General features: G+C 71.9%; 25 protein-coding genes. 7 read left to right on the top strand and 18 right to left on the bottom strand.

Annotated elements, in window-relative coordinates; all coding sequences use genetic code 11:
* Positions 1–655 precede the first annotated feature (655 nt).
* The gene (locus ACFQS1_RS08535) at positions 656–871 is read right to left on the bottom strand and encodes an FmdB family zinc ribbon protein (protein WP_378965653.1); all 216 of its coding nucleotides are present in this window, start codon (positions 869–871) and stop codon (positions 656–658) included.
* 145 nt (positions 872–1,016) lie between these two features.
* Between ACFQS1_RS08535 and ACFQS1_RS08530 the strand changes: the two genes are divergently transcribed.
* Together ACFQS1_RS08530 and ACFQS1_RS08525 are read left to right on the top strand one after the other, a co-directional pair.
* The gene (locus tag ACFQS1_RS08530; RefSeq protein ID WP_378965652.1) at positions 1,017–2,564 is read left to right on the top strand and encodes a lytic murein transglycosylase; all 1,548 of its coding nucleotides are present in this window, start codon (positions 1,017–1,019) and stop codon (positions 2,562–2,564) included.
* A 91-nt stretch (positions 2,565–2,655) separates the two neighbouring features.
* Positions 2,656–3,675: a GNAT family N-acetyltransferase gene (locus ACFQS1_RS08525; protein WP_378965651.1), complete on the top strand. Its 1,020-nt coding sequence runs from the start codon at positions 2,656–2,658 to the stop codon at positions 3,673–3,675.
* Between the two features lie 16 nt (positions 3,676–3,691).
* Here the strand turns inward: ACFQS1_RS08525 and ACFQS1_RS08520 are convergent, their stop codons facing one another.
* The 9 genes from ACFQS1_RS08520 to ACFQS1_RS08480 form a co-directional block, all read right to left on the bottom strand.
* Entirely contained in the window at positions 3,692–4,183 is a 492-nt protein-coding gene (locus tag ACFQS1_RS08520; protein WP_378965650.1) for a helix-turn-helix domain-containing protein, read from the bottom strand.
* 283 nt (positions 4,184–4,466) lie between these two features.
* Positions 4,467–5,450: a porphobilinogen synthase gene (gene hemB, locus ACFQS1_RS08515; protein WP_378965649.1), complete on the bottom strand. Its 984-nt coding sequence runs from the start codon at positions 5,448–5,450 to the stop codon at positions 4,467–4,469.
* A 24-nt stretch (positions 5,451–5,474) separates the two neighbouring features.
* A complete protein-coding gene (locus tag ACFQS1_RS08510; RefSeq protein WP_378965648.1) occupies positions 5,475–7,061 on the bottom strand; it encodes a bifunctional uroporphyrinogen-III C-methyltransferase/uroporphyrinogen-III synthase in 1,587 nt (528 codons plus the stop codon).
* Positions 7,058–7,984, bottom strand: a complete 927-nt coding sequence (hemC, locus tag ACFQS1_RS08505; protein WP_378965647.1) for a hydroxymethylbilane synthase — start codon at positions 7,982–7,984, stop codon at positions 7,058–7,060. Before hemC ends, ACFQS1_RS08510 begins: the two co-directional genes overlap by 4 nt.
* Positions 7,981–9,270, bottom strand: coding sequence for a glutamyl-tRNA reductase (locus ACFQS1_RS08500; RefSeq protein ID WP_378965646.1), 1,290 nt, complete (start codon positions 9,268–9,270; stop codon positions 7,981–7,983). Before ACFQS1_RS08500 ends, hemC begins: the two co-directional genes overlap by 4 nt.
* On the bottom strand, positions 9,267–10,013 hold the full coding sequence (locus tag ACFQS1_RS08495; protein ID WP_378965645.1) for a redox-sensing transcriptional repressor Rex: 747 nt from the start codon (positions 10,011–10,013) through the stop codon (positions 9,267–9,269). The genes ACFQS1_RS08500 and ACFQS1_RS08495 overlap by 4 nt, the downstream gene beginning before the upstream one ends.
* Positions 10,014–10,234: 221 nt before the next feature.
* Entirely contained in the window at positions 10,235–10,876 is a 642-nt protein-coding gene (locus ACFQS1_RS08490) for an HAD family hydrolase (protein WP_378965644.1), read from the bottom strand.
* A gap of 10 nt (positions 10,877–10,886) precedes the next feature.
* Complete coding sequence (locus ACFQS1_RS08485; RefSeq protein WP_378965643.1) at positions 10,887–11,135, bottom strand: glutaredoxin family protein; 249 nt, start codon at positions 11,133–11,135, stop codon at positions 10,887–10,889.
* Positions 11,132–12,685, bottom strand: a complete 1,554-nt coding sequence (locus ACFQS1_RS08480) for an AMP-binding protein (protein ID WP_378965642.1) — start codon at positions 12,683–12,685, stop codon at positions 11,132–11,134. The genes ACFQS1_RS08485 and ACFQS1_RS08480 overlap by 4 nt, the downstream gene beginning before the upstream one ends.
* Positions 12,686–13,063: 378 nt before the next feature.
* Between ACFQS1_RS08480 and ACFQS1_RS08475 the strand changes: the two genes are divergently transcribed.
* Both ACFQS1_RS08475 and ACFQS1_RS08470 read left to right on the top strand, forming a co-directional pair.
* Positions 13,064–14,053, top strand: coding sequence for an ECF subfamily RNA polymerase sigma factor, BldN family (locus tag ACFQS1_RS08475; RefSeq protein WP_378965641.1), 990 nt, complete (start codon positions 13,064–13,066; stop codon positions 14,051–14,053).
* Positions 14,054–14,234: 181 nt separating this feature from the next.
* A complete protein-coding gene (locus ACFQS1_RS08470; RefSeq protein WP_378965640.1) occupies positions 14,235–15,479 on the top strand; it encodes a DUF5667 domain-containing protein in 1,245 nt (414 codons plus the stop codon).
* Between the two features lie 115 nt (positions 15,480–15,594).
* Here ACFQS1_RS08470 and ACFQS1_RS08465 read toward each other — a convergent pair whose 3' ends face one another.
* The 5 genes from ACFQS1_RS08465 to ACFQS1_RS08445 all read right to left on the bottom strand — a co-directional run bounded on the left by ACFQS1_RS08465 (position 15,595) and on the right by ACFQS1_RS08445 (position 19,335).
* Entirely contained in the window at positions 15,595–16,596 is a 1,002-nt protein-coding gene (locus ACFQS1_RS08465) for a lysophospholipid acyltransferase family protein (RefSeq protein ID WP_378965639.1), read from the bottom strand.
* A complete protein-coding gene (locus ACFQS1_RS08460) occupies positions 16,593–17,675 on the bottom strand; it encodes an NAD-dependent epimerase/dehydratase family protein (RefSeq protein ID WP_378965638.1) in 1,083 nt (360 codons plus the stop codon). Before ACFQS1_RS08460 ends, ACFQS1_RS08465 begins: the two co-directional genes overlap by 4 nt.
* A 69-nt stretch (positions 17,676–17,744) precedes the next feature.
* Positions 17,745–17,846 carry a 30S ribosomal protein bS22 gene (locus tag ACFQS1_RS08455; RefSeq protein WP_007465623.1) on the bottom strand — a complete coding sequence of 34 codons (102 nt, stop codon included), beginning with the start codon at positions 17,844–17,846 and terminating at the stop codon, positions 17,745–17,747.
* A gap of 218 nt (positions 17,847–18,064) precedes the next feature.
* The gene (locus tag ACFQS1_RS08450; protein ID WP_020512985.1) at positions 18,065–18,277 is read right to left on the bottom strand and encodes a helix-turn-helix domain-containing protein; all 213 of its coding nucleotides are present in this window, start codon (positions 18,275–18,277) and stop codon (positions 18,065–18,067) included.
* 137 nt (positions 18,278–18,414) lie between these two features.
* A complete protein-coding gene (locus tag ACFQS1_RS08445) occupies positions 18,415–19,335 on the bottom strand; it encodes a proline dehydrogenase family protein (protein ID WP_378965637.1) in 921 nt (306 codons plus the stop codon).
* Between the two features lie 78 nt (positions 19,336–19,413).
* Here ACFQS1_RS08445 and ACFQS1_RS08440 point away from each other — a divergent pair, with 78 nt between their 5' ends.
* Positions 19,414–19,950 carry a CGNR zinc finger domain-containing protein gene (locus ACFQS1_RS08440; protein WP_378965636.1) on the top strand — a complete coding sequence of 179 codons (537 nt, stop codon included), beginning with the start codon at positions 19,414–19,416 and terminating at the stop codon, positions 19,948–19,950.
* Positions 19,951–20,054: 104 nt separating this feature from the next.
* Here the strand turns inward: ACFQS1_RS08440 and ACFQS1_RS08435 are convergent, their stop codons facing one another.
* Positions 20,055–20,888, bottom strand: coding sequence for a sugar phosphate isomerase/epimerase family protein (locus tag ACFQS1_RS08435; RefSeq protein WP_378965635.1), 834 nt, complete (start codon positions 20,886–20,888; stop codon positions 20,055–20,057).
* A 111-nt stretch (positions 20,889–20,999) separates the two neighbouring features.
* Between ACFQS1_RS08435 and ACFQS1_RS08430 the strand changes: the two genes are divergently transcribed.
* Positions 21,000–21,839 (top strand): DUF3109 family protein, encoded by an 840-nt coding sequence (locus ACFQS1_RS08430; RefSeq protein ID WP_378965634.1) that lies wholly within the window; start codon positions 21,000–21,002, stop codon positions 21,837–21,839.
* Positions 21,840–21,865: 26 nt separating this feature from the next.
* On the opposite strand, the gene ACFQS1_RS08425 is transcribed toward ACFQS1_RS08430, so the two are convergent.
* Positions 21,866–22,549 carry a response regulator gene (locus tag ACFQS1_RS08425; protein ID WP_378965633.1) on the bottom strand — a complete coding sequence of 228 codons (684 nt, stop codon included), beginning with the start codon at positions 22,547–22,549 and terminating at the stop codon, positions 21,866–21,868.
* Between the two features lie 31 nt (positions 22,550–22,580).
* Positions 22,581–23,876 carry a sensor histidine kinase gene (locus tag ACFQS1_RS08420; protein ID WP_378965632.1) on the bottom strand — a complete coding sequence of 432 codons (1,296 nt, stop codon included), beginning with the start codon at positions 23,874–23,876 and terminating at the stop codon, positions 22,581–22,583.
* Positions 23,877–24,052: 176 nt separating this feature from the next.
* On the opposite strand from ACFQS1_RS08420, the gene phoU reads away from it, so the two are divergent.
* Positions 24,053–24,706, top strand: a complete 654-nt coding sequence (phoU, locus tag ACFQS1_RS08415) for a phosphate signaling complex protein PhoU (protein ID WP_378965631.1) — start codon at positions 24,053–24,055, stop codon at positions 24,704–24,706.
* The last annotated feature ends 14 nt before the right edge of the window (positions 24,707–24,720 follow it).

The raw sequence follows: 24,720 nt of genomic DNA, 5'->3' as shown, positions 1-24,720 counted from the left end.
GGTCCGTCCCGACACGGTGAACCTCCGCCTCCTTTGGGAAGTCGTCACTCATGCTGCCGTATCACAGCGTCACTGTGCATCGTAGAAACGGACGGTAACGATCTCCGCCACGGCCGACCCCGCAGGGAGGACACTCGCCGGACGTAGTCATCAACGTTCTCTATGCACTACGCGTGACGTAACGAAATGGATCGAGCCAGGACACGCCGCACTCGGTCAGTTCCGGCCGACCGTTCGGACGTACCGCAGGGCCCATCGCACCCGCCGTCCCTCCACGTCGCACGGCCATTCCGCCCCGTGACCACCCCGGTTGATCGACCGCGCCGGGCACCATATGCCCGGCCGCCGCCGAAGGCCACCCTTTCTGGACGCCCTTCCCGGACACCAAACCCGCACGCGGACACCGCAATCACGTCCACGAGGCAGTTCCGGGCGAGGCACTCCGGGCGAGGTAGTTCCGGGCGAGGCAGCTTCCGCGGCACGCTCCCGCGCGGCCGCTCGTTGCAGGGGGCGATCTCGTTTATGCGACGCGAGGCCGACGAGCGCGGCACGCCCTGTCGCTGCACGCGCCCGACACCGTCGCTGGAGGCGACACACCCCGCCGCTCCGCCCGCCGCCGTCGCGAGAGCGACACACCCCGCTCGCCGGGCAGGCGTCAGCAGCCGCAGGCGCCGCCGCAACAGCCGCCGCCGGACGGGGCCGGGGCCGAAGGACCGCCGGCGGCGCCTCGGGCCACCGCGACGGTGGAGAGGAGCTTGACCGTGTCGTCGTGGCCCTGGGGGCAGGCGGCGGGCGCCGACGCCTCGACCATCGGGCGGCTGACCTCGAACGTGTCGCCACAGGCGCGGCACCGGAACTCGTAACGCGGCATGGGCAAAGAGTAGGCCCCCGGTATGACAGAACCGCACGCGGCGGCCCTACCCAGCCGTAACGCCATTCGCTCCCGTCGACGCGGGCTCTTGCGGTGAGCCTCCGGCGGGTATGGTCGGGCCGTGGCGAACGGGCAGGAGACACCGGTGGGACGACCTGAGCTGCGCGCTGCGGCGCCGCACCAGGGCGGACCACTCGGCAGTTCCGGCGCGGCCCCCGAGACGAGCGACCTGATGCCGCCCGAGCGGGCCGATGCGGCGGCGCCCGAGCGGACCAGCGCGGCCGGCATCACGAAAGAGGCCAAGCCCGCGGAAAAAGCCGAGCCCGCGGAAAAGGCCGGGCCCGCGGAAAAGGCCGGGCCCGCGGGCGCGCCGGTGACGGACGCCCCGGTGGCAGCGAGCGGACTGCCCGCCCAGCCGGCCGCCCCATCGGCCACGCAATCGACCGCCGCGCCTACCGCGGGAAGCCGGTTGCCGACCTCGGGTGAGGAATCCGAAAAGAGCGACAAAGCGGTCGATACCAAGCCGTCGGCCGCGACGAGCGGCAAGCACGCCGCGCCGGAGAACGCCGAGCTGTCCGCGGAGCAGCCGAAAACCGAGCAGCCGAAAACCGAGCAGCCAAAGGCGGAGCCGGCAAAGGCGGAGCAGCCGAAGAAGGCAGCGCCCACCGGGCTGCGCAACGCCTGGCCCGTGCGGGCCGTCCGGCAGGCGGGTCGCAGCACCTCGGCCTGGGCCAAGCGCCCCAGCGGCCGCCTCGTCCTGCCCGGCGTCATCGCCCTGCTGCTGCTCGGCGCGGCGGGCACGGCTGGGGCGTACCTCGTACCGCAGGCTCTTGAGGCCGCACCCACGCCCAGCGCGACCCCGGCCTTCCCGGGCGAAGCCGGCAACGGCGTGGGGGTGTCCGCGCCGCCGGGCGGCCTTCCCACCGACCTGCCCACCGGCTCCGTGCCCGCCGGCGGCGTCGGCGGCTTCCCCACCGGGACGGCGATTCCGGGCCAGACCGCGCCTGGTCAGACCATGCCCGGCCAGAACGGGCCGGGCCAGACCATGCCGGGTCAGACCATGCCGGGCCAGACCATGCCGGGCCAGACCGTGGCGGGCCCGTTCGGCGGGCAGGCCGGCGCGCGGCCGGCCGATGCGCTGGCGGGCTGGGCCGAGCAGATCGGCACCAAGGTCGGCATCCCGGTCGTGGCCGTGCAGGCCTACGGGTACGCCGAGCTCGTGGTCGGCAAGACCATGCCCTACTGCCACCTGAGCTGGACCACGATCGCCGCCCTCGGCAAGGTCGAATCCTCGCACGGCAGCGCGAACGGCGCGGTGCTCGGCGCGGACGGCTCGGTGCAGCCGCCGATCTACGGCCTTCCGCTGGACGGCAAGGGCGGCCGGCAACTGATCCGCGACACCGATCAGGGCACGATGGACGGCGACGCCACCTTCGACCGGGCCATCGGTCCGCTGCAGTTCATCCCGTCGACGTGGAACAGCTACAAGATCGATGCCGACAACAACGGCGTGGCCGACCCGAACGACATCGACGATGCGTCACTGACCGCCGCGACCTACCTGTGCCAGGGCGGCCGCGACCTGTCCAAGGCGGAATCCTGGTGGGACGCGATTCTCTCGTACAACGCGGTTCAGCCGTACGCCCAAAAGGTCTTCGAAGCGGCGAACGACTACGGCCGGCGGAGTCGATGATGGGCACCCAACGTAGACGCACAGTGACGGTACCCGCACATTTACGTTCCCGGCACTTCCCTGAAGGTCCGCTGCACGGCAAGCTGTACGGGTGAGGGTGCGTGAATGGGACCCCCGGTCGGCGTCGGACGGGGAGATCCGATCGCTCGTGGAGACGGTGAACTCGGTGCTGGCCGTGGATCTCCCCGACGATCCACCGTGGCAGGACGTGCAGGTCCGGGAGTATCTGGCCGAGACCGTCCCCGGCGAGCGCCGGATCTGCTGGGTGGCCGAGGACGACCGCCTCCCCGAGGGTGAGAGCGAGATCTTCGCGCACGTCAGCATCCTGTTGCTCGGCGACATCGGCGTGCTCGAGGTGATGGTCAAGCCGTCGCTGCGCCGCCGTGGCCTGGGCCGGCAGCTGGTGGCGGTGGCCGCCCGCCGGGCCTACCTCGAGGGGTTCTCGTCCATCGGCGTGGAGGCGATCGGCGACACCCCGGCGATCCCGTTCTACGAGTCGCTGGGCTTCGAGAAGGAGTACGTCGAGACCCGCAGCGTGCTCAACCTGGAGTCGGTCGACTGGCCGGCGCTGCGCGAGATGGCCGACAGCATCGCGGCCGGCTTCCGGGTGGAGTATCACCCCGGCGGCCCGCCCGAGGAACTGCTGGAGGCGTACGCGCAGGCCAAGCTGGAGGCGCAGGACGACGATGACGACCTCGACCTGGCGCCCCGATCGTCCGACCCGCAGCGCCTCAAGGATTCGCTGGAGACGCTGCACAAGCGCGGCCTGAAACCGTACATCGTGCTCGCGATCCACCAGGCGAGCGGCGACGTGGCCGGCCTGACCGAGGTGGTCGTGCCGGCGCAGCATCCCGAGCGCGCCGACCAGTACGACACGATCGTCGTGCGGGCACACCGCGGCTACGGCATCGACCGGTCGATCAAGGCGCGGATGCTGTTCGAGCTGCGCGCGGCCGAGCCGGGCCTGCGCGAGGTGCAGACCTGGAACGCGCACAACAACGAGTCGATGCTCAAGGTGAACGCCGAGCTGGGCTACCAGCCCGACCGCGACTGGTTCGAGTACGGCGCCGACGTCGCCCAGCTGGTCCAGATGCTCGAGCCGGTCGATTAGCGCGCCGTCGAACCGCTCAGTAATAATCTGGCACCTTGGGCGGCGGCGGTTCATGACGGTGCCGCGCCACCCGCACTTCCCACTGGCTCCGGCGTCGCTGCATGTCACGCCTTGACCGATCCCGATGGAAGGTCTCCGGTGGCCGCGCCAGGCCATAAATGTCGCCCCACCATTCACCGGGTTCGGGATCGAGGATGGTGTCCAGGTGGCTGGGGTACCGCCGGTCCGCGCCATCGTGAGCGTCGGCCCGGTCAAGCATCGGTCGGATCACCCTGCCCTCGTCGTTGACAACCACTATTCCGAGGCCGGCCACGCCGAGGATCCGTTCGAGCACGGGCAGGGTTGGCATCGACGTCCCCTTCTCAATGCGTCCGATCACCCCGTGGGAGATCCGCGCTGCCCGTGCCAGCTCGCGCTGGCTGATGCCGGCAATGCGCCGGACGCGGCGCACCAGCCCTGGGACGGGGAGAGAGTACGGATCTGGCTCTGCTCGTTTGCCAACTGACATGCCATGACTATCGCCCACGTGCCCGGCCGGATTCTGGCCCTGTGGACAGCCACCCTGGACCTGGGGATAACTCTTCCGGTCCGCCCCTCCGGGGCTGTCGTGGTGCTATGTAAATACGAGGTGGGTCGATCTTCATCCGTTAGTGACGGCTGAGGACGTGTCAGGCATGGCTACGCCGGGCCCGTGGGCTTTGGTGAACAAGCGGGCAGGGGAGCCCGGCGGCGAGACCGGGGCTGGCGTGGCCGTCCGGGCCGGTGGTTGGTGGGTGGTGGCGTCAGTGCGGTCAGCGCAGGCGCTGGGCGACCTCGGTGGCCCAGTAGGTGAGGATGATCTGGGCGCCGGCCCGCTTGATCGAGGTCAGCGTCTCGGTGATGACGCGGTCGCGGTCGATCCAGCCGTTGGCGGCGGCGGCCTCGACCATGGCGTACTCGCCGGAGACCTGGTAGGCGGCGACCGGAATGGTGACCCGGTCGCGGACGGCGGCGATCACGTCGAGGTAGGCCAGGGCCGGCTTGACCATGACGATGTCGGCGCCCTCGGCGACGTCGAGGTCGACCTCGCGCAGCGCCTCGCGCAGGTTCGGCGGGTCCTGCTGGTACTGGCGGCGGTCGCCCTGGAGGGTGGACTCGACGGCATCGCGGAACGGGCCGTAGAAGGCGCCGGCGTACTTGGCCGAGTAGGCCAGGATGGAAGTGTCCTGATAACCCGCTTTGTCCAGCGCCTGCCGGACGACGCCGACCTGCCCGTCCATCATCCCGGAGGGGCCGACCATGTGGGCGCCGGCGGCCGCCTGGGCGACCGCCATGTCGGCATAGATGGCCAGGGTGGCGTCGTTGTCGACCGAGCCGTCGGGGGCCAGCACCCCGCAGTGGCCGTGCGAGGTGAACTCGTCCAGGCACAGGTCGCTCATGATCACCGTGGCGTCGCCCACCTCGGCGACCAGGTCGCGGATGCCGACGTTGAGGATGCCGTCGGGGTCCAGGCCGACCGAGCCGGTCGCGTCCTTGTGCTCATTGGTGGGCACGCCGAAGAGCATCAGGCCGCCGACCCCGGCGCTGACCGCCTCGTGCGCGGCCTTGCGCAGCGACTCCCGGGAGTGCTGCACCACGCCGGGCAGCGAGCTGATCGGCTTGGGCTCGGTCAGCCCCTCCTTCAGGAAGAGGGGCAGGATCAGCTCGGCCGGGGCGAGGCGGGTCTCCTCCACCATGCGGCGCAGGGCCGGGGTGCGCCGGAGGCGGCGCGGGCGGATGTCCGGAAACGATGACATGTCAAACCTCAGCGAAAGCTAGAGCTATCGGAAACGCAGTGCGGTGGGTCCCTGGACCTTGGAGCCCCTTCGCTGCTTGGCCGGCATGGCGGCCAGCTTCTCGCGCAGTTCGACCGCGTACGACGCGAGCGCCTCGACCAGATCCGGCACCGACGCGTGCTGGGGCTGGACGTCGACGCGCAGGCCGAACTCGGTCGCGGTCTCGGCGGTCTTCGGGCCGATCACCGCGACGACCGTGCGAGCGTGCGGCTTGCCGGCGATGCCGACCAGGTTGCGTACGGTGCTGGACGAGGTGAACAGCACGGCGTCGAAGCCACCCGACTTGATCGCGTCGCGGATCTCGGCCGGCGGCGGGGCGGCGCGGACCGTGCGGTACGCCGTCACGTCGTCGACCTCCCAGCCGCGCTCGATGAGCCCGGCGGCGAGCGTCTCGGTGGCGATGTCGGCGCGGGGCAGCAGCACCCGCCCGACCGGGTCGAGGATCTCGTCGTGCGGGGAGAACTCGGCGAGCAGCCCCTCGCTCGACTGGTCGCCGGCCGGGATCAGCTCGGGCTGGATGCCGAAGGCGCGGACCGCCTCGGCGGTGGCCTCGCCGATGCAGGCGATCTTGACGCCGCCGAAGTGGCGGGCGTCGAGACCGTGCTCGCCGAACTTCTCCCAGACGGCCCGGACCGCGTTCACCGAGGTGAAGACGACCCAGGCGTACCGGCCGTCGACCAGGCCCTTGACCGCCCGCTCCATCTGCGCCGGGGTGCGCGGCGGCTCGACCGCGATGGTCGGCACCTCGCACGGGATCGCGCCGTACGCCCGCAGCCGCGCGCTCATCGCGCCGGCCTGCTCCTTGGTGCGCGGCACGAGCACCTTCCAGCCGTACAGCGGGCGGTTCTCCCACCAGCTCAGGGTGTCGCGCTCGGCCACGTCGGCGCCGACGGTCAGCACGACGCGGCCGGTGAAGCCGAGCGCGGCCGCGACGAAGCTGTCGACGGTGGAGGTGGTCGTGTACTGGGTCTCGCCGGTGCCGTCGCCGGTCACCGCGACCGGGGTGCCGGGCTCGACACCGGACGCGAGCAGGCCGTCCCGCACGGCGGCCAGGTCGCCGGCGTCGACCGCCACGGCGAACGAGCCCTTGCGCGACGAGGCGGCGAGCGCGTCGAAGTCGAGCGCGGCCACGTCGCCGACGTCGGCCGTGGTGCGCACGGCCGGCAGCGGGACGCCCGCGTACGTCGCGACGCCCTCGGCCTGGCCGATGCCCGGCACGACCTCGAAGTGCACCGCGGTACGGGCGACCGCCTGCACCTCCTTGACGACGGAGTCGTGCCCGAACGGGTCGCCGGCCACCAGGTGCACGGCGGACAGACCGGACTTGGCCGCGGAGAGCAGCACCTTGGCGACGTCGCCGTGCGATCCCTCGGCCGGGCTGAACTGCGCGTCCGCCTTGGCCTCCGCCTTGATCGCGGAGAGCAGGGAGTCGGGGACTCCCCGGTCGTACACCACCTGGTCGGCGTCGGTGAGCGCGGCGTGCGCGCGACGGGTCAGCAGCTCCGGGTCGCCGGGGCCGGCCCCGACGAAGGCGATGCGGCCTGCTGGCTTGCGGGCGGTGCGGGTGGTCATTCTGTGCTCCCCATCAGGGTGTCGGCGCCGGCGTCGAGGAGATCGGCGGCGAGCGCCTTGCCGATCTCCGCCGCGTCGGCGGGCGTTCCGGTGCGCGACAGCCGGATGGCTCGGGACCCATCCGGGCTGATCACCGCACCGCGCAGGTAGATCTCGTCGCCGTTCTCGCCCTCGGCGAGCTCGGCGTGTGCCGCGACCGGGGCGGAGCACCCGGCCTCGAGCGTGGCCAGCATTGCCCGTTCCGCCACGACGGCGGCGCGGGACGGTGCGTGGTCGAGCGCGGCCAGCAGCTCGACCAGGTCGGAGTCGGCCCGGCACTCCACCGCCAGCGCGCCCTGGGCCGGGGCGGGCAGCATGAGCATCGGGTCGAGCGTTTCGGTGATCTCGGCGGCGCGGCCGAGACGGGCCACCCCGGCCCGGGCGAGGACGACGGCGTCCAGATCGGCCGCAGGCCCGTGGACCCGGGCGATCCGGCTGTCGACGTTCCCGCGGATCGGCGTGACCTGCAACTCTAGGCCCAGAGCGCGCAGTTGCGCGATGCGCCGCACCGCGCCGGTGCCGATCGTGGCGCCGGGCGGCAGCTCGGCGAGCGAGCGTTCGCCCTTCGAGATCAGCACGTCTCGGGGGTCCTCCCGCGGCGGGACGGCCGCGATGTGCAGGCCCGGGTGGTCGCCGGTGGGCAGGTCCTTGTAGGAGTGCACGGCGAAGTCGATCTCGCCGGCCAGCAGCGCGTCCCGCAGCGCCGAGACGAAAACGCCCACGCCGAGCTGCGCGACCGGGGCGGTGGAGCGGTCGCCGGAGGTGACGATCCGGACCAGCTCGACCGGCCGGCCGGTGGCCGCGGTCAGCGCGTCGGCGGTGAGCTGGGACTGGGCGAGGGCCAGCGCGCTGCCACGGGTGCCCAAGCGAAGGGGGGCGGTCACGCTTTTCCTCCGATCTCGGGTACGGCGTCGGCCTGGGTCGCATGCGGGATGTCGAGGTCGAACAGCTCACGCAGCAGCGCCGCGTACTGATCTCCGCCCGGTTCGGCGGCGAGCTGACGGACCCGCACGGTCGGCGAATGCAGCAGCTGCTGAACGACCCGATGCAGCGTACGGGAAACATCCGCGCGCTGCTCATCGGTGAATTCCGAGCGCTTGCCGTAGAGCTTGCGCAGCTCGGCCGTGACCACGTCCTCGGCCCGGGTGCGCAGGGCGGCGACGGTCGGCGCGATGTCGGCGCCGCGCAGCCAGCCCAGGAAATGCTCGACCTCGCTGGCGACGATCTGCTCGACGGCGGCGGTCTCGGCCGCGGCCGGCAGCGCCCGCCGCGAGGTGGCGAGGCTGTCGATGTCGATCACGGTGAGGCCGGGCAGCCCGGCCGCGTCGGGGGCTACATCGCGCGGGACGGCCAGGTCGAGCACGACCAGCGGGCCGGCCGCCGCCAGGCGGGCCCGGGTCAGCACCGGCTCGGTCGCGGCGGTGGCGGTGATGACCAGGTCGGCCTCGCGCAGGGCGGCGTCCAGCTCCGCGTACGGCACGGCGACCGCACCGTACGCCTCGGCGAGCCGGTCGGCCCGCCCGGCGCTGCGGTTGCTGATCCGCACCGGGCCGACGCCGGCCCGGGTGAGCGTGGCGACCGACAGCGCGCCCATCGCGCCCGCGCCGATGACCAGCGCGGTCCGGCCCTCGAGCTCGCCCAGGTGCCCGGCCGCGACCTCGAGCGCGGCGGTGACCACGCTCTGGCCCGCCTTGTCGATGCCGGTCTCGGCGTGCGCCCGCTTGCCGACCCGCAGCGCCTGCTGCATGAGCTCGTGCAGCAGGCGACCGGCCGTGTCGGCCTCGCTGGCCGCGTGGTACGCGTCGCGCAGCTGCCCGAGGATCTGGGCCTCGCCCACGACCATCGAGTCGAGCCCGGACGAGACCTGGAACGAGTGCAGCACCGCCGCCTCGTCGTAGTGCACGTACAGGTGGCCGGCCAGCTCGGCGGCCGGGATGCCGGACGCCTCGGCGAGCACGTTGCAGACGTCGCCGAGCCCGCCGTGGAACCCGCTGACCGCGGCGTAGATCTCCACCCGGTTGCAGGTGGACAGCACCACGGCCTCGCCGATGTACGGCTGGCTCACGAGCTTCTGCAAAAGCGCGGGAACGGCCTCCTCCGCGATGGTGAGCCGTTCCAGCGTGCTGACGTCGGCGGTGCGGTAGGACGCACCGACGCTGAGGAGGTTCACGACCCGACCGCCTCCTGACTTCCCGCCCCCGTGGCGGATCGTCCGCCCGGCAGCGCGGTGAGCGTCGCCTTGCGGTGCTCGTGGAATGAGAGGATCTGCAGCTCGATGGCGAGGTCGACCTTGCGGACGTCGACGTTGCCCGGCACCGACAGCACGCACGGCGCGAAGTTGAGGATGCTGGTGACGCCCGCCGCGACCAACTCGTCGGCGACCGCCTGGGCGGCGCCGGCCGGAGTGGCGATGACCCCGATCGCGATGCTCTCCTCGACCGCGACCTGGCCCAGCTCGTCGATGTGCCGCACGGTCAGGCCGTGGATCTGTTCGCCGACCTTGGCCGCGTCGGCGTCGAAGAGGGCCACTATCTTGAACCCGCGGCTGGCGAAGCCGTCGTACCCGGCGAGCGCGTGACCGAGGTTACCGACGCCGACCAGGCACACGGCCCGGCGCTGGTCGAGGCCCAGCACGTACTCGATCTGCTCGATGAGCAGGGCGACGTCGTAGCCCACCCCGCGGGTGCCGTACGACCCGAGGTGCGAGAGGTCCTTGCGGAGCTTGGCGGAATTCACCCCGGCGGCGGCCGCGAGACCCTCGCTGGAGATCGTGTCGGCCCCGCCCTCGCCCAGGTTGTGCAGGGCGCGAAGGTACTCGGGCAGCCGGGCGATCGTCGCCTCCGGGAGATCCGGGAAGGCCGGGACGTTGCCCGAGCCACTGCCGGGCGTGCTTCCGTGACGCTGCTGACTCATCTGACTCCGTGCCGACGAGGTGTCGAACCTGCGGTGCGAGCCCTCTTACGCCCGGCTCGACCGGCTGTGGTAGCGGGGCTCTTCGAAGTCACAGAGTAGGCGCTTGTGAAGGCGTGCACAAATCGCGATCTTGACGTTACGAATGGACAAAGATCCACTAGCGTGCTAATGGATCCACCCCCGGGAAAGTATGCCCCGCTCGACGGGGCAACGACCACCCGCTACAGCGACTCGGCGATCTTGACCGCCTCGACCAGGGTGTCGGCAACCGGACGCCCCGACGCGCGCAGCCGGTCGGGGTGCGTGAAGCCGCCGGTGTACAGCACGATCCCGGCGCCCACCGAGTCGGCCGCGGCGGCGTCGTCCAGCGAGTCGCCGATCAGCACCGTCCTGGCGCCGGGAACGGCCAGCTCCGCCAGGTGGGCGGCCAGGTGCCCGGCCTTGAGGTGGCCGCCGACCTCGGTGCGCAGGCCGTCCACCCGGGTGAAGATGCCGTTCAGGCCGTACGTCTCGACGGCCGGCACCAGCTCGCTGTGGAACCACATGGACAGCAGCGATTGCGAGCCCGGCCACGACGTCAGCGCCTGGGTGGCGTCGGCCGCCAGCGTCATGCTGGTCAGCCCCAGCCGGTACGCGTCGTGGAAGATCTTGTCGAGCCGGCCGAACTCCTCATCGCCGACCGCCCGCCCCAGGATCTCGGCGTAGAACTCGGCGACCGGGCGGCGGAACCGCGCGCGGTGCTCGTCGCTGTCGACCTCGCGACCGCCCACCGCCGCGAAGGCGTGGTTGGTGGCCGAGACCACCAGGCTGAGGTCGTCGAGAAGGGTGCCGTTCCAGTCCCAGACAAGGTGAGTGCGTGTCACGGCAGACAACCTATATGCGGGGCTCCCCCGGTTGTCTCGCCAAATCCCGCAGCAGGCGAGCCTCCTCGACCCGCCAGTACCCGTGCTCGGCGCCGTCGAGGAGCACGACCGGCACCCGATCGCCGTAGTCGCGTTGCAGCTCCACGTCCGAATCCACGTCGACGCGGCTCCACTGACCGGGCAGGATCCGGTCGAGCGTGGCCTCGGCCTGCTCGCAGAGATGGCAGCCGTCCCGGCTGATCAGCGTGACCCGGCTCACGAGGCGATCTCCCGCTTCCGTACCTTCCCGATGATCGAGTGGGGCAGCTCACGGACCAGCTCGATGCTCGGGAGCTTGAACCGGGCCAGCTGCCCGGCGCAATAGACCTGCAGCTCGGCCGGGGTCGGCGCGGGATCGAGCGCGGCGACGACGTACGCGTGCGGCTTCTGTCCCGACTCGTCGTCGGGCACCGCGACCACCGCCGACTCGGCCACCGCCGGATGCGCGTCGAGCACCCGCTCGATCTCGGCCGGATAGACGTTGAAGCCGTTCACCAGGATCAGCTCGCCGATCCGGTCGACCAGGTGCAGATCGCCGTCGCCGTCGGCGTAGGCCACGTCGCCGGTCGCCCACCAGCCCTCGGCGTCCGGCCCGTCGCGGCCGTCCGGCCAGTAACCGGAGAAGAGGTTGGCGCCGCGCACGACGATCTCGCCCGGGTCGGTCCCGTCCGAGTCGGCGACCGCGAGATCGAGCTCGGCCAGGTCTTCCTCCGGCGACGCGGTGCCGTCCTCCCACAGCACGTCGGCCGCGACGGACCACGGCACGTCCCCGCCGGTCGCGCCGGCCCGTGGCGGAGCACCGGCGCCGAACCCGCCGACGGCGCGCAGCCGCAGCGAGACGCCGGGCAGCGGACGGCCGATCGAGCCGGGCTTGCCGCGCTCGCTGACCGCCGTCGTGGTCAGCACCGGAGCGGTCTCGGTCAACCCGTACCCGATCAGGATTGTCTTTCCGGTTGTCGCGGCGAAGTGGGCCGCGTCGGTCGGCGCGAGGGGCGCCGCACCGCACACCGCCGTGCGAACGCCGGCGAAGGCGGTGCCGACCGACGGCTGCCGCGACCACTCCGAGTACATGCCGGGCACGCCTATCGTCACGGTGACGCCACGTTCGGCAATCACGGAGAGCGACGCGGCCGGCTCGAAGCGGTCGATCAGCACCCCGGTCGCCGCATGATGCACGACCGTGCCGAGGCCGGTGTTCAACCCATATGCGTGAAACAGCGGCATGGCCAGCAGCACCACGTCGTCCGGCCCGACCACCGGAGGATCGATCGCGTCCAGCTGGTCGTGGTTGGCCGCCAGCGCCGCACGCGTGAGCATCGCGCCCTTCGGGCGCCCGCTGGTACCGGACGTGTAGAGCAGGACCGCGAGATCATCTGCCGACACTTGCGGCAGGTCGCCGCTCGGCCCGGGAAGATCCGGGGGTACGCAGGGGGGAGTCGACGACCGCAGTTTGGGGCGGGCCGCTTGTTCGGCCACCACGACCGCGGCCTGGCAATCCGCGATCGCGTAGTCGAGCTCGTCGCAGGTGTAGCCGGGATTGAGCGGCACGGCGACCCGGCCGGCGCGCAGCACCCCGTAATAGGTGACCGCGAAGTCGATCGAGTTGCCCAGCACGATCGCCACCCGCTCGCCCGGCCGGGCCAGCATCACCAGCCGGCGCGCGGCCGCCTCCACCCGGGCATCCAGCTCGGCCCAGGTCAGCGTGGTGTCCGGGGTGATCAGCGCGGGATGGTCCGGTCGCGACGTGGCGGCGGCGGCGATCTCGTCCACGAGGCACGAGTCTGGCACAAAGGCGCCGTCGGGGGGATGGCGGACAGCCTGTCCGTCGACGCGAGAGTCGTGTCCACCATCGTGGCAGACGTTCCTTGTGTCTTGTCTGCGCCACTTCGTACTATTTTCGCGCAGCGCACACGGTGTGCGACTCCGTGTGTTCGGTGTCCGTGATACTTCGCGTCTGTGTAACGGACTCCACAGCCCTGGGTGAGGTTGGTCTGACGTTTTATGGGCCACCCCACCCCTTTTGCTATGAGTGATCACCCCTCATCCCGAGGAGGCCGCTGTGCCACAAAACGCACGGAATTACCGCCCATCCGCGCCTGGCGGAACGGATGCGCGGTCGGACCAGAACCGCCGGGTTGAGGAGGCGCAGTGAGCCATGTCTACGCCGGGGATCCGTACCACCTGGCCTTGCCGGGAGGCCTGAGTGCCCTCCGAGAGTCCGTCGACTCGATGATCACCAACGCGATCCGCGGCGAGGGCGCCAAGCGCACCAGCAACCGCCGCCACGTCAACGAGTCACCGGGCGTACGGATCCCCCCGACCGGCAACGCCAAGCCGCTGCCCAGCGGAGGCCTGACCGGCGGAGGACTGGCCGGCGGCGGCCGGGTCGCGGTTCCGGGCCGGCCGGCCATGCCGGCCCAGCCGACCGCCGGGCAGCGCAGCAACCTGCCGGAAAGCCCGGCCAACGACCTCACCGTGGTGGTGCCGGCCCAGAGCACGTCCGGGCCGCCGACCCCGACCGAACCGCCCAAGGCCGAGCCGCCCAAATACGGGGCCCGTCCCGACCCCGGCGATGCCGCCGCCGAGGTCTGGGCGCTGGTCGAGCGGGCCCAGGCGGGCGAGGCCGAGGCGTTCGGCCTGATCTACGACCGGTACGTGGACACCGTCTTCCGGTTCGTCTACTTCCGGGTCGGCAACCGCCAGCTCGCCGAGGACCTGACCTCGGACACGTTCCTGCGGGCGCTCAAGCGGATCGGCAGCTTCACCTGGCAGGGTCGCGACCTGGGCGCCTGGCTCGTCACGATCGCCCGCAACCTGGTCGCCGACCATTTCAAGTCCGGCCGCTACCGCCTCGAGGTCACCACCGGCGACGTGCTCGACGCCGACCGCGAGGACCGCGGGCCCGAGGGCAGCCCGGAGTCGGCCGTGGTCGACCACATCACCAACGTGGCCCTGCTCACGGCGGTCAAGCAGCTCAATCCGGAGCAGCAGGAGTGCATCGTGCTCCGGTTCCTTCAGGGCTTCTCGGTGGCCGAGACCGCCCAGACGATGGGCAAGAACGAGGGCGCCATCAAGGCCCTTCAGTACCGGGCCGTCCGGGCGCTCGCCCGGCTGCTGCCCGAAGGGTTCCAGTGGTGACCCGGCGCCCGGACATGTCGATCTACGCAGCCCGATATCAGCCGTTCGTTCCCGTAACCGGGGCAGAGTCTCACGCGTTTGTCCGGGTGCGACCCCGGCCCGCCTCCGCGGCCACCGGCATCGTCGCGACCGTCGGCCACGCCGCCGACGAGACAGTCACGAGCGAGGGGAGGTGCCCGCGATGAGTTTCGATTTCCTGGACCGGCGGCGCGCCGAGCGCTTCGCGGAGTATCTCGACGGGCCCTCCGGCGGCCGTCGGCCCAGCCACGGCCAGCCCGACGAGAGTCTCGCCGAACTGGTCGCCGTCGCCGCCGCCGTCACGGCGGCCAAGCCCGAGATCCAGGTCGATTCCGAGTTCCGCGACGGCCTGCGGGCGATGCTGGTCGCCACCGTCGAGCGGGACGGCATCGGAAGCGACCTCGCCTCCGCCACATCCACGACCATGGCCCCCGCCGGGGCCGGGTACTCGACGCCGTCCTGGGGAGCGGGCGACCGAGCTCCGGCAGGGTCCGGGTCCGGCATGCCGCCGGCCGACGCCGACGGCCGACGCGGCCTGCGCGGGTTGCTCCTCGGCGGCGGCGGCCGGCGGACCCGGGCACGCGGCGCGATCGTGATCGGCGTGGCCGCCGGCGCGCTGGCGGTCTCCGGCATCTCCGCGGCCAGCGAGAACGCGTCGCCCGGCGACGCCCTGTACGGGGTCAAGCGCTCCACCGAACGCGCCCAGCTGGCCATGGCCGGCTCCGACGTCAGCCGGGGTCAGCTTTCCCTGGACTTCGCCCGCACCCGGTTGGCCGAGGCGGCCGCCATGCCCGGCGACGCGACGGACTTCGCCGGGGTGCTCGACGACATGGACGCCAGCACCCGCCGGGGCGTACGCCTGCTGGACACCTCCGCGGTCGCCCGCCGTGACATCAAGCCCCTGGCCACGGTCGACGACTTCGCCGACCGGCAACGCCGGACCCTGGCGCCGGTGCTGGGCCGGCTGAGCCCGGCCAACCAGGAGCGGGCCGCGGCGTCGCTGGCGCTGCTCGACGCGGTCACCCGGCGCACCGGCGACCTGCGGTCCGGGCTGAGCTGCCCGACCGTGCAGCCGGCCGGCGCCGACACGCTCGGACCCAAGCTGCGCGAGTGCGCGACGACGACGCAGGGCGCGGACACCTCCACCCGGCCGTCCGGCAGCAACGGCAAGGCGACCACCCGCGATCCGCGGGACGCGAAGGTCAAGCCGGAACGGGCCGGCCCGTCGGCCAAGCCGTCGACGACCACCGACGTCGCGGACCCGGACGCCCCGGCCCAGTCGCCGGCGCCGGCGCTGCCGCTCGGCGGCACGCCGCTGGTCTCACCGTCGCCGGACGCCGGGACCGGAACCGACGACGACGGCGACACGGTGGGTGGCCTGCTCGGGGAGCTCTTCGGCTTCCACTGAACCGGACAAATGCGTGGCGAGGGGCGGTTGCCGGGAATTACCGGACCGCCCCTCGTCTGCATTTTAGCCCCGTCCGACCGCCCCGCCCGCCGCCCGAAAACGGACTGAAGACGATCTAGATTCCGAACGGATCGGGCCTTTTCTCCAGCAGCTCGAGCAGCGTGGCCTGGATCGTCTCGCGCACCTGATCGGCGAGGTTGTAGACGACCATCGGGTCGTCGGCGTGCTCGGTGAGGTGCGCGGTGGGGATCGGCGGGCAGAACTGGATGAGCCACTTGCTCGGCAGCGGCACCAGCCCGAGCGGCCCGAGCCACGGGAACGTCGGGGTGACCGGGAAGTACGGCAGGCCGAGCAGCCGGGCCAGCGGTTTCACGTCGGCGAGGATCGGATAGATCTCCTCGGCGCCGACGATCGCCACCGGGACGATCGGGGTGCCCGTCCGCAGCGCCGCCGAGACGAAGCCGCCCCGGCCGAAGCGCTGCAGCTTGTACCGATCGGCGAAGCGCTTGCCGATGCCCTTGAAGCCCTCGGGGAAGACGCCCACCAGCTGGCCGCTGCTCATCAGGCGCTCGGCGTCGGGGTTGCAGGCCACGGTGGCGCCCGACTTGCGGGCGAGCTCGCTCAGGAACGGCACCCGGAACACCAGGTCGGCGCCGAGCAGGCGGAGGTGACGGCCGCCCGGCGTACGGTCGCGGATCGCCACCGAGAGCATCAAGGCGTCCAGCGCGAGGGTGCCGGAGTGGTTGCCCACCACCAGGCCGCCGCCGTCGGCCGGGAGGTGCTCGACGCCGTACACCTCGGTGCGGAACCAGTCGTGGTAGAGCACGCGCAGCAGCGGGTGGAAGACCGCGTCGGTGAGCTCCCGGTCGAAGCCGAAGTCGTCCACCTCGTACGTGCCGGCGAGGCGGCGCCGCAGGAAGGCCAGGCCCTTCGCGACACGCTGATCCCAGATGTCGACCGCGCCCGCGTCCGCGGGCTCGTCGTCCTCGAGATGGCCGGTCATCTGCGGCACCTCCGGGATCGGCCGCCGGCCGTTCATCCGGGCCGGGGCGGCCGACTGGGGCAGCGTGAAATCGGCGTGGCCGGGCAGCATGTCACGGTACTCGTGCTGGCTCATCGCACATCACCCCCGACGGACGGCTTCTCGCCCATCGCGGCGCGGGTCCGGCGGATGCCGTCCAGGATGGCCTGCTCGGCGGCGACCAAGCGGTCGGCGGTGAGCGACGAGCCGGTGGCGTGCGCCGAGATGAAGTCGTCGAAGGCGGTCGCCGTGTCGCGCGGCGTGAAGCCGAACTCGCGGATGAGCCGGGTCGTGTCGACCACGCGGCCGTGCACGAACAGGTCGATCTGATCGAGGCCGATCTCGCCGATCCCGACGTTGCGGGCGAGCGCGAGCACGGTGGAGAGGGTGCCCTCGGGCAGCGGCACGGCGATGCGGCCGGCCCGGCGCACCGCCTGGGACAGCGCGAGCACCCCGGCGCCGGCGACGTTGAACGTGCCCGGGTGATCCTCGATCACCGCCCGGCGCAGGATCTCGAGGGCGTCGTCGACGTGCACGAACTGCAGCCGGGCGTCGCGGCCGAGGACCGTCGGCACGAACGGCTGGGCGAACAGGCGGGTGAGCGTGGTGCGCGCCTCGCGGCCGATGAACGGGGCGAACCGCAGCACGGTCGCGGTCACCTCGGGCCGGCGGCGGCGGAACCCGCGGACGTATCCCTCGATGTCGAGGATGTCGCGGGCGAACGAGCCGCGCGGCACCGCCCGGGGCTCGGTGTCCTCGGTGAAGACCGCCGGGTCGCGGAACGACGCGCCGTAGGCCGCCGTGGACGAGCGCACGACCAGTTTGCGCAGGTTGGGTGCGCCCTGGGCGGCGGCGAGCAGCTGCATCGTGCCGATGACGTTCTGCTCTTTCATCGCCTGGCGGCCGCCGTGCTGGCCGTCCGGCGTGCTGCCGATCGCCATGTGCACGACCGCCTCGGCCCCGAGGTCGGCGAAGGCGCCGGAGGCCGCGCGGGCATCGGCCCGGATCAGCTCGACGTCCTCCAGCTCGGCCCGCAGGGACGAGGGAGGCTCGTGCGGATCCAGGCCGACGACGCGTTCGATGCGGGGATCGGCGGCGAGGCGGGCGGCCACCCGGGCGCCGAGGGGCCGGCTGACGCCGGTCACCACGACGACGCGGGGCGGTGAGGTCACCACAGGCGCACCTTCCGACGCTGCGGAGTGCGGCAAGCGCGGCACCGGGCTGGCGTTACGCCCGGTACGCCGTCACTTGCCGAGACGGCGACGCTGGACGCGGGTCTTGCGCAGCAGCTTACGGTGCTTCTTCTTCGCCATACGCTTGCGGCGCTTCTTGACCACGGAGCCCATACGAATTGCCTCTCGAAACCATGTGGGCGGACCCGGGGTGCCCACCGGCACGCACCGCATCCGAACTGGACGGCGTCCCGATCTGGTCGCCGCGCGAGCAGCGGCGAGCGACGGACCGGGAACCAACCGGTCCAGCGTACCGGCCTCGGGGCGGCTGAGCCAAAGCGGCCCCGGCGGGCCCGGATTGTCCGCGCCGACGCCGGACCGGGCGCCGGTGGCTACGCGGTCTGAGAGAAGGCGCCCCGCAGGTAGTCGTGTACCGCGTGCTCCGGCACGCGGAACGAACGGCCGACCCGGACGGCGGTCAGATCGCCGCCGTGCACCAGCCGGTAGACGGTCATCTTCGAGACCCGCATCAGCGCGGCCACCTCGGCCACGGTCAGGAAGCGCACCTCCGAGAGGCGTTCCTCGGTCTGGGCTGGACCCGTCATCCCTACGCTCCGATCCTTTCGCAAGCACGGCTTACGCACGTGTCATCAGAACGTTATCGATACGGCTGTGACCGACGCGATGCGTTCCGTGAAATGCCTATAAAAAGTCAAGGCTGACACGCCGGATCTGAGCGGTTTTAGCCCGTTTTGGGGATTCCGCGGCCGAATCGTAGGACCGTCGAGGGTCGTTCCGCCAGCCTGCGCAACAGGTAGCCGTACCACTCGGTCCCGTACGGCAGATAGACCCGGACGATGTTGCCGCTCGCCGCGAGCCGGGCCTGCTCCTCGGTGCGCATGCGGTAGAGCATCTGGAACTCGTACTCCTCGGCGGAGCGGTCGAACCAGCGGGCCCGGTCCTCCGCGATCGCGATCAGCCGCGGGTCGTGGGTCGCCACCATCGGATAGCCCTCGCCGGACATCAGGATGTTCAGGCAGCGGACGAACGACTTGTCGATGTCGAGCGCGTCGGTGAACGCCACCGACTCGGGCTCCACATACGCGCCCTTGCAGAGCCGCACCCGCGAGCCCGCGTGGGCCAGCTCCCGGCAGTCGCCCTCGGTGCGCCGCAGGTACGCCTGGAGCACCGCGCCGGTGGACGGATACTCCTTGCGGAGGTCGGACAGGATCTCCAGCCTGGAGTCGGTGGTCGTGTGGTCCTCGGCGTCCAGCGTCACCGAGGTGCCCGCCTCGGCCGCCGCGGCGCAGACGGCGAGCGCGTTCTCGTACGCAAGCCTCTCGTCAAGCCGTTGACCCAGGGCCGAGAGCTTCACGCTCACCTCGGCGGCCGGCGTCAGCCCGGCCGCCCGGAGCCGGCCCAGCAGGAGCACGTACTCGTCGCGGGTGGTCCGCGCGTCCTCCGCCGTGGCGGTGCCGGATGCCAGATGGCCCAACGTGATCGACAGCCCGTCGTCGGCCAGCTCGCGCGCCGCGGCCAGCGCGGCGTCGACGTCGTCACCGGCCACGAAACGGCTGGCCACGTTCTTGCTGAGAGACGCCGAGGAGACCAGCCGCCCCAGACGGGGAGAGTCCGCGGCGGCCAGGATGACGGAACGGAGCATGCGCCGAGGGTATCGCCCGAAACCGCGCCGGTCGCGGCAACCGTGTCCGTCGGGGCGCGGTGCGGCTACCGTTGTCGCGTGAACTTCGATGAGTACGCGCGGACCGCCGTCGACCTCGTCAACGCGGACCTGGGCGACCTCGCGGGCATGCGCGGCCTGTTCGCCGACGACCAGGGCTGGATGCGCGAGCACCTCACCGAGAAGGACCTCGGCGCGTTCCGCCGCGCCCAGCGCCGGCTGCGCGACGTCTTCGAGCTCGGCACCACCGGCCGGGACGCCGACGCGGTCACCGAGCTGAACGCTCTCCTCGAGAATTTCCCGGTCCAGCCGCGCATCTCCGGGCACGACGCCAGCGACTGGCACATGCACGTGAGCAGCCGCGGCGCCTCGGTCAGCGCGGAATACCTGGCCGGCGCGGTCTGGGGCCTGTCGGTCTGGCTGTGCGAGTACGGCAGCGCCCGCTTCGGCATCTGCGCCGACGAGCGCTGCGGCAACGTCTACCTCGACACGTCGTCGAACAACTGCCGGCGCTTCTGCTCGGAGCGCTGCGCGACCCGCTCGCACGTGGCCGCACACCGCGCCCGCAAGCGAGCCGCCAACCTGACCCCGGCCTGACCACCGTCGCTGCCGACCGCGATCGCCCCGCCGATGAGGAGGCAGTCGGTTTTTCGTCGCCGCGGGGTTTGCGGCGCCGGAAAACCGCCTGCCTCCTCATCGGCCTAAAAGGGGCGATCGCCCGCGGAGCGAAGCGGAGCCAGAGACTCAGCCGGGGCCAGGTGGCGCCGGGCGAACTCCAGCGACTCACGCAGGTCGGCCTCGCGCGCGGCCCGGCTCGCGGATCGGCGGGTCGAGACCTCGAGCGCGACCGAACCGGTGAACCCGCGCGCCACCAGCGTCCGCAGCACCTCGCCGCAGGGCTGGTTGCCCCGGCCCGGCACCAGGTGCTCGTCGCGGCCCTCGCCGGTGCCATCGCCCAGATGCACGTGCCGGAGACCGCCACCCATCTTGTCGAGCATGTCCAGCGCGTCGATGCGCGAGGCCGCGCAATGCGACACGTCCAGCGTGTACGCGTCGAAGCCGGCCGCCGTCGGATCCCAGCCCGGCGTGTAGGGCACGAACCAGCGGCCAGCCATCTTCACCGGGAACATGTTCTCGATCGCGAAGCTCAGGTGCGGATGCTTGCGCTGCACCTTGGCCAGGCCCTCGGCGAAGTTCTTGGCGTAGTCGCGCTGCCAGCTGAACGGCGGGTGCACCACCACGGTGGGCGCGCCGAGCGTCTCGGCCAGCTCGGCCGCCCGGGTCAGCCTCTCCCACGGGTCGGAGCTCCACACCCGCTGGGTCACCAGCAGGCACGGCGCGTGCACCGACAGGACCGGCACGCCGTAGTGCTCGGCGAGGCCCTTGAGGGCGCCGGCGTCCTGACTGACGCGGTCTGTCCAGACCATGACCTCGAGGCCGTCGTAGCCCACCGTGGCGGCCATCTCGAAGGCGGCGGCCGTGGGCTCGGGGAAGACCGAGGAGCTGGACAGCAGGACGGGGACGCGGGACTTCACGAGGTAAAGGGTAGACCCGATCGTCTCGTACGCCCTCCTCCCGGGCGGGCAAACTGGGTGATACCGGGCGGCAACGCGGTAATAGTCACCTGCACGCGTACCCTGTCCCGAGTGACCCGCCGTGACCAGGACCGCCCCCGCGAGGTCGGTCTCGATTTCCCTCGCGAATGGATCGAGTTCCTCGACCCGGCCGACGAGCAGCACCTGATCCGCGCCGATCTGACCTGGCTGCTCTCCCGGTGGACGTGCGTCTTCGGCTCGGCCTGCCACGGCATCGTGGCCGGCCGGGCACGCGAGGGCTGCTGCACGCACGGCGCCTTCTTCACCGACGCCGACGACGAGAACAGGGTGCGGGCCGCGGTCGCCAAGCTCACCCCGCAGACGTGGCAGCACCACCGCAAGGGTTTCAAGAACTGGACCGAGATGGACACGGTCGACGGCTCGAATCCGGCCCGCCGCACCGCGATCCGCACCGAGGACGGCCCGTGCGTCTTCCTCAACGACGCCGGCTTCCCCGGCGGCGGCGGTTGCGCCCTGCACGCCCAGGCCCTGCGCGACGGCGTCCACCCGCTCGCCTACAAGCCGGACGTCTGCTGGCAGCTGCCGGTCCGCCGTGAACAGGACTGGATCAAGCGCCCCGACGGCACCAAGATCCTCCAGTCCACCCTGACCGAGTTCGACCGGCGCGGCTGGGGCGCGGGCGGCGCCGACCTCGACTGGTGGTGCACCTCGTCGCCCGAGGCCCACGTCGGCACCGACCCGATGTACGTGAGCTACGCCCCCGAGCTGACCGCACTGATCGGCGAGCCGGCGTACGCCAAGCTGGCCGAGCTGTGCGCCGCCCGGGAAAAGACCGGCCTGATCGCCATCCACCCGGCCACGGCCGCCGCCGGCCACCCCGCCGAGCCGGGCGGCCGCGAGCCGGCCTCCCCCCGGTCCGCCCGGAGTTGACACCGAGCGGTCGTCACTCCTGGGGCCTACGGCTCGAACTTGTAGCCGAGGCCGCGCACCGTGACGATGTAGCGCGGCGCGGACGGCTCCGGTTCCACCTTGGACCGCAACCGCTTGACATGCACGTCGAGGGTCTTGGTGTCGCCGACGTAGTCGGCGCCCCAGACGCGGTCGATCAGCTGGCCCCGGGTCAGCACCCGGCCGGCGTTGCGCAGCAGCAGCTCGAGCAGCTCGAACTCCTTCAGCGGCAGCTGCACGCCGGCGCCGTCGACCGTGACGACGTGGCGCTCGACGTCCATCCGCACCGGGCCGGCGGCCAGCGTCGAGGCCGACACCTCGGCCGCCTCGGTGCCCTTGCGGCGCAGCACGGCGCGGATGCGGGCGACCAGCTCGCGCGGGGAGTACGGCTTGGTCACGTAGTCGTCGGCGCCGATCTCCAGGCCGACCACCTTGTCGATCTCGCTGTCCCGGGCGGTGACCATGATGATCGGGACGGCGGAGCGTTGCCGCAGCTGGCGGCAGACCTCGGTGCCGGACATCTCGGGAAGCATGAGGTCGAGCAACACGATGTCGGCGCCGGTCCGGTCGAACTGCGTCAGCGCCGAGGTTCCGGTCGGGGCGACCGACACCTCGAAGCCCTCCTTGCGCAGCATGTACGACAGGGCGTCGGAGAACGACTCCTCATCCTCGACCACGAGCACGCGGGCCAATGTGGTTCCTTCCGTCTTCCGGTTCCGGGGACTAGCGCCCGGCCGCACCGGACTCGATCTCAATCGCCGCGGGTAACGGCAAACGGGCTTCGGAGGGTCGCGCCGGTAGGCGCAGGGTGAACGTCGAGCCATCGCCCAGGGTGCTGGTGACGTCGACGCGGCCGCCGTGGTTGGTGGCGATGTGCTTGACGATGGCCAGGCCCAGGCCGGTGCCGCCGGTGGACCGGGAGCGCGCCTGGTCGGCCCGGTAGAACCGCTCGAAGATCCGGTCGACGTCGTGCGGGGCGATGCCGATGCCCTGGTCGGCGACGTCGATCTCGACCCAGTCGTCGCCCTGGCGCAGCGTGATCGACACCTTGGTGTCCTCGCCCGAGTACGCGATGGCGTTCTCCACCAGGTTGGTCACCGCGGTGGCCACCTGGCTGTCGCTGCCGTACACCGTCGCGCCCTTCGGGCCGGCGTACGTGACCTCGATGCTCTTGGCCGAGGCGGTGGTGCGGGTGCGGTCGATCACCTCGGCGATCACCCAGTCGATCGAGACCGGCTCGGGCGTGGGCAGCGGGTCGGCGCCCTGCAGGCGGGTCAGCTCGAGCAACTCGTTGACCAGGCGTCCCATCCGGGCCGACTCGTGGTGGATCCGCTCGGCGAAGCGCCGGGCCGCGACGAGATCCTCGTTCATCTCGTCGCCGGGCTCGACCTCGGCGGCGGTCTCGGTGGCGTCCAGCAGCGCCTCGGCCAGCAGCTGCAGCGCCCCGATCGGGGTCTTGAGCTCGTGACTCACGTTGGCCACGAAGTCGCGGCGCACCCGGGCCAGCCGGTGCGCCTCGGTGACGTCGGCGGCCTCGATCGCGACGTGCGTCGAGTTGAGCGCGACCGCGCGCAGGTGCAGGCCCAGCGGCGCGTGGGCGCCGCCGGCACGGCCGCGCGGGAGGTCGAGCTCGACCTCGCGGCGCGCGCCGGTGCGTCGGACCTGGCCGGCCAGCGTACGCAGGATGGGATGCGCCGCGATGGTGCCGGGCGCGCCGCCGGAGCGGAGCAGGCCCATGGCCCGGGCGGCCGGGTTGACCAGCACCGGGTGGTCCTCGGCGTCGAGCACGACCACGCCCACGCGCAGCGAGTCGAGGCTCTTGCGGCCGAGCCCCTTCATCGCCGGCTTGGCGGCGCGCGGCGCGTCGTCCGTTGCGATGGTGCGTCCCCCCTCGTCCGGCCGGGCGCCGGCGGCGTGCGCCCGCTCCGGCGACCTGCGGGCACGGGCATACAGCGAGCCCGCGACCACGCCCACGGCGAGCGCGACGAGGCCGAGGAGGATGCCGTACGCCAGGTCCACGAAGCGATCGTAGGGTCATTGTTTACCTGTCCCCTATGACGAACCAGGCATACCGGGCGCACGTCGAAGAATGTTCACCACCAGGCCCGGCGCCGTTCACCGGTGTTCACAGTGCGGCCGCCGGACGGACCTAGCGTGGGGGTCAGCCAAGTGACCCCAACCCCCGGGACGAGGACATGCGCGAGGAGTTCCAGGCAGATCTCGACGAGATCAGTCGCCTGCTGGTGACCATGGCCGAGGCCGCGCGGGCGGCCATGCGGAAGGCGACCACGGCGCTGCTCACCGCCGACCGCTCGGCCGCCGAGGCGGTCATCGAGCGGGACGCCGAGGTCGACGCGATCTACGGACAGGTCGAGGCGAAGGTCGCCGACACCATCGCGCGGCAGGCGCCGGTCGCCGGCGACCTGCGCACGGTGATCACCGCCCTGCACATCTCGGCCGACCTCGAGCGGATGGGCGATCTGGCCGAGCACGTGGCCAAGACCGCTCGGCGGCGGCACCCGTCGCCGGCCGTGCCGGCCGAGCTGCGCCCGGTCTTCACCGGCATGGCCGAGGTCGCCGACCGGATGGCCGGCGAGATCGCCACGCTGCTCGGCAAGCCCGACGCCGAGCCGGCCGCCAGGCTGGAGACCGCGGATGACGAGATGGACGCCCTCGAGCGGCGGCTGTTCCAGGTGCTGCTCGACGACGACTGGCCGTACGGCGCGGAGACCGCGATCGACGGGGCGCTGCTGGGCCGCTTCTACGAGCGGTACGCCGACCACATCGTCAACGTGGGCGAGCAGCTGGTCTACCTGATCACCGGGGAGCCGGCGACCGACCGGAGCTGAGCGCGGGACGCGAA

This window comes from Paractinoplanes rhizophilus, from assembly GCF_042664765.1.
GTDB classification, from domain to species: domain Bacteria; phylum Actinomycetota; class Actinomycetes; order Mycobacteriales; family Micromonosporaceae; genus Actinoplanes; species Actinoplanes rhizophilus.
This window is presented reverse-complemented; position numbering and strand designations above follow the sequence as displayed.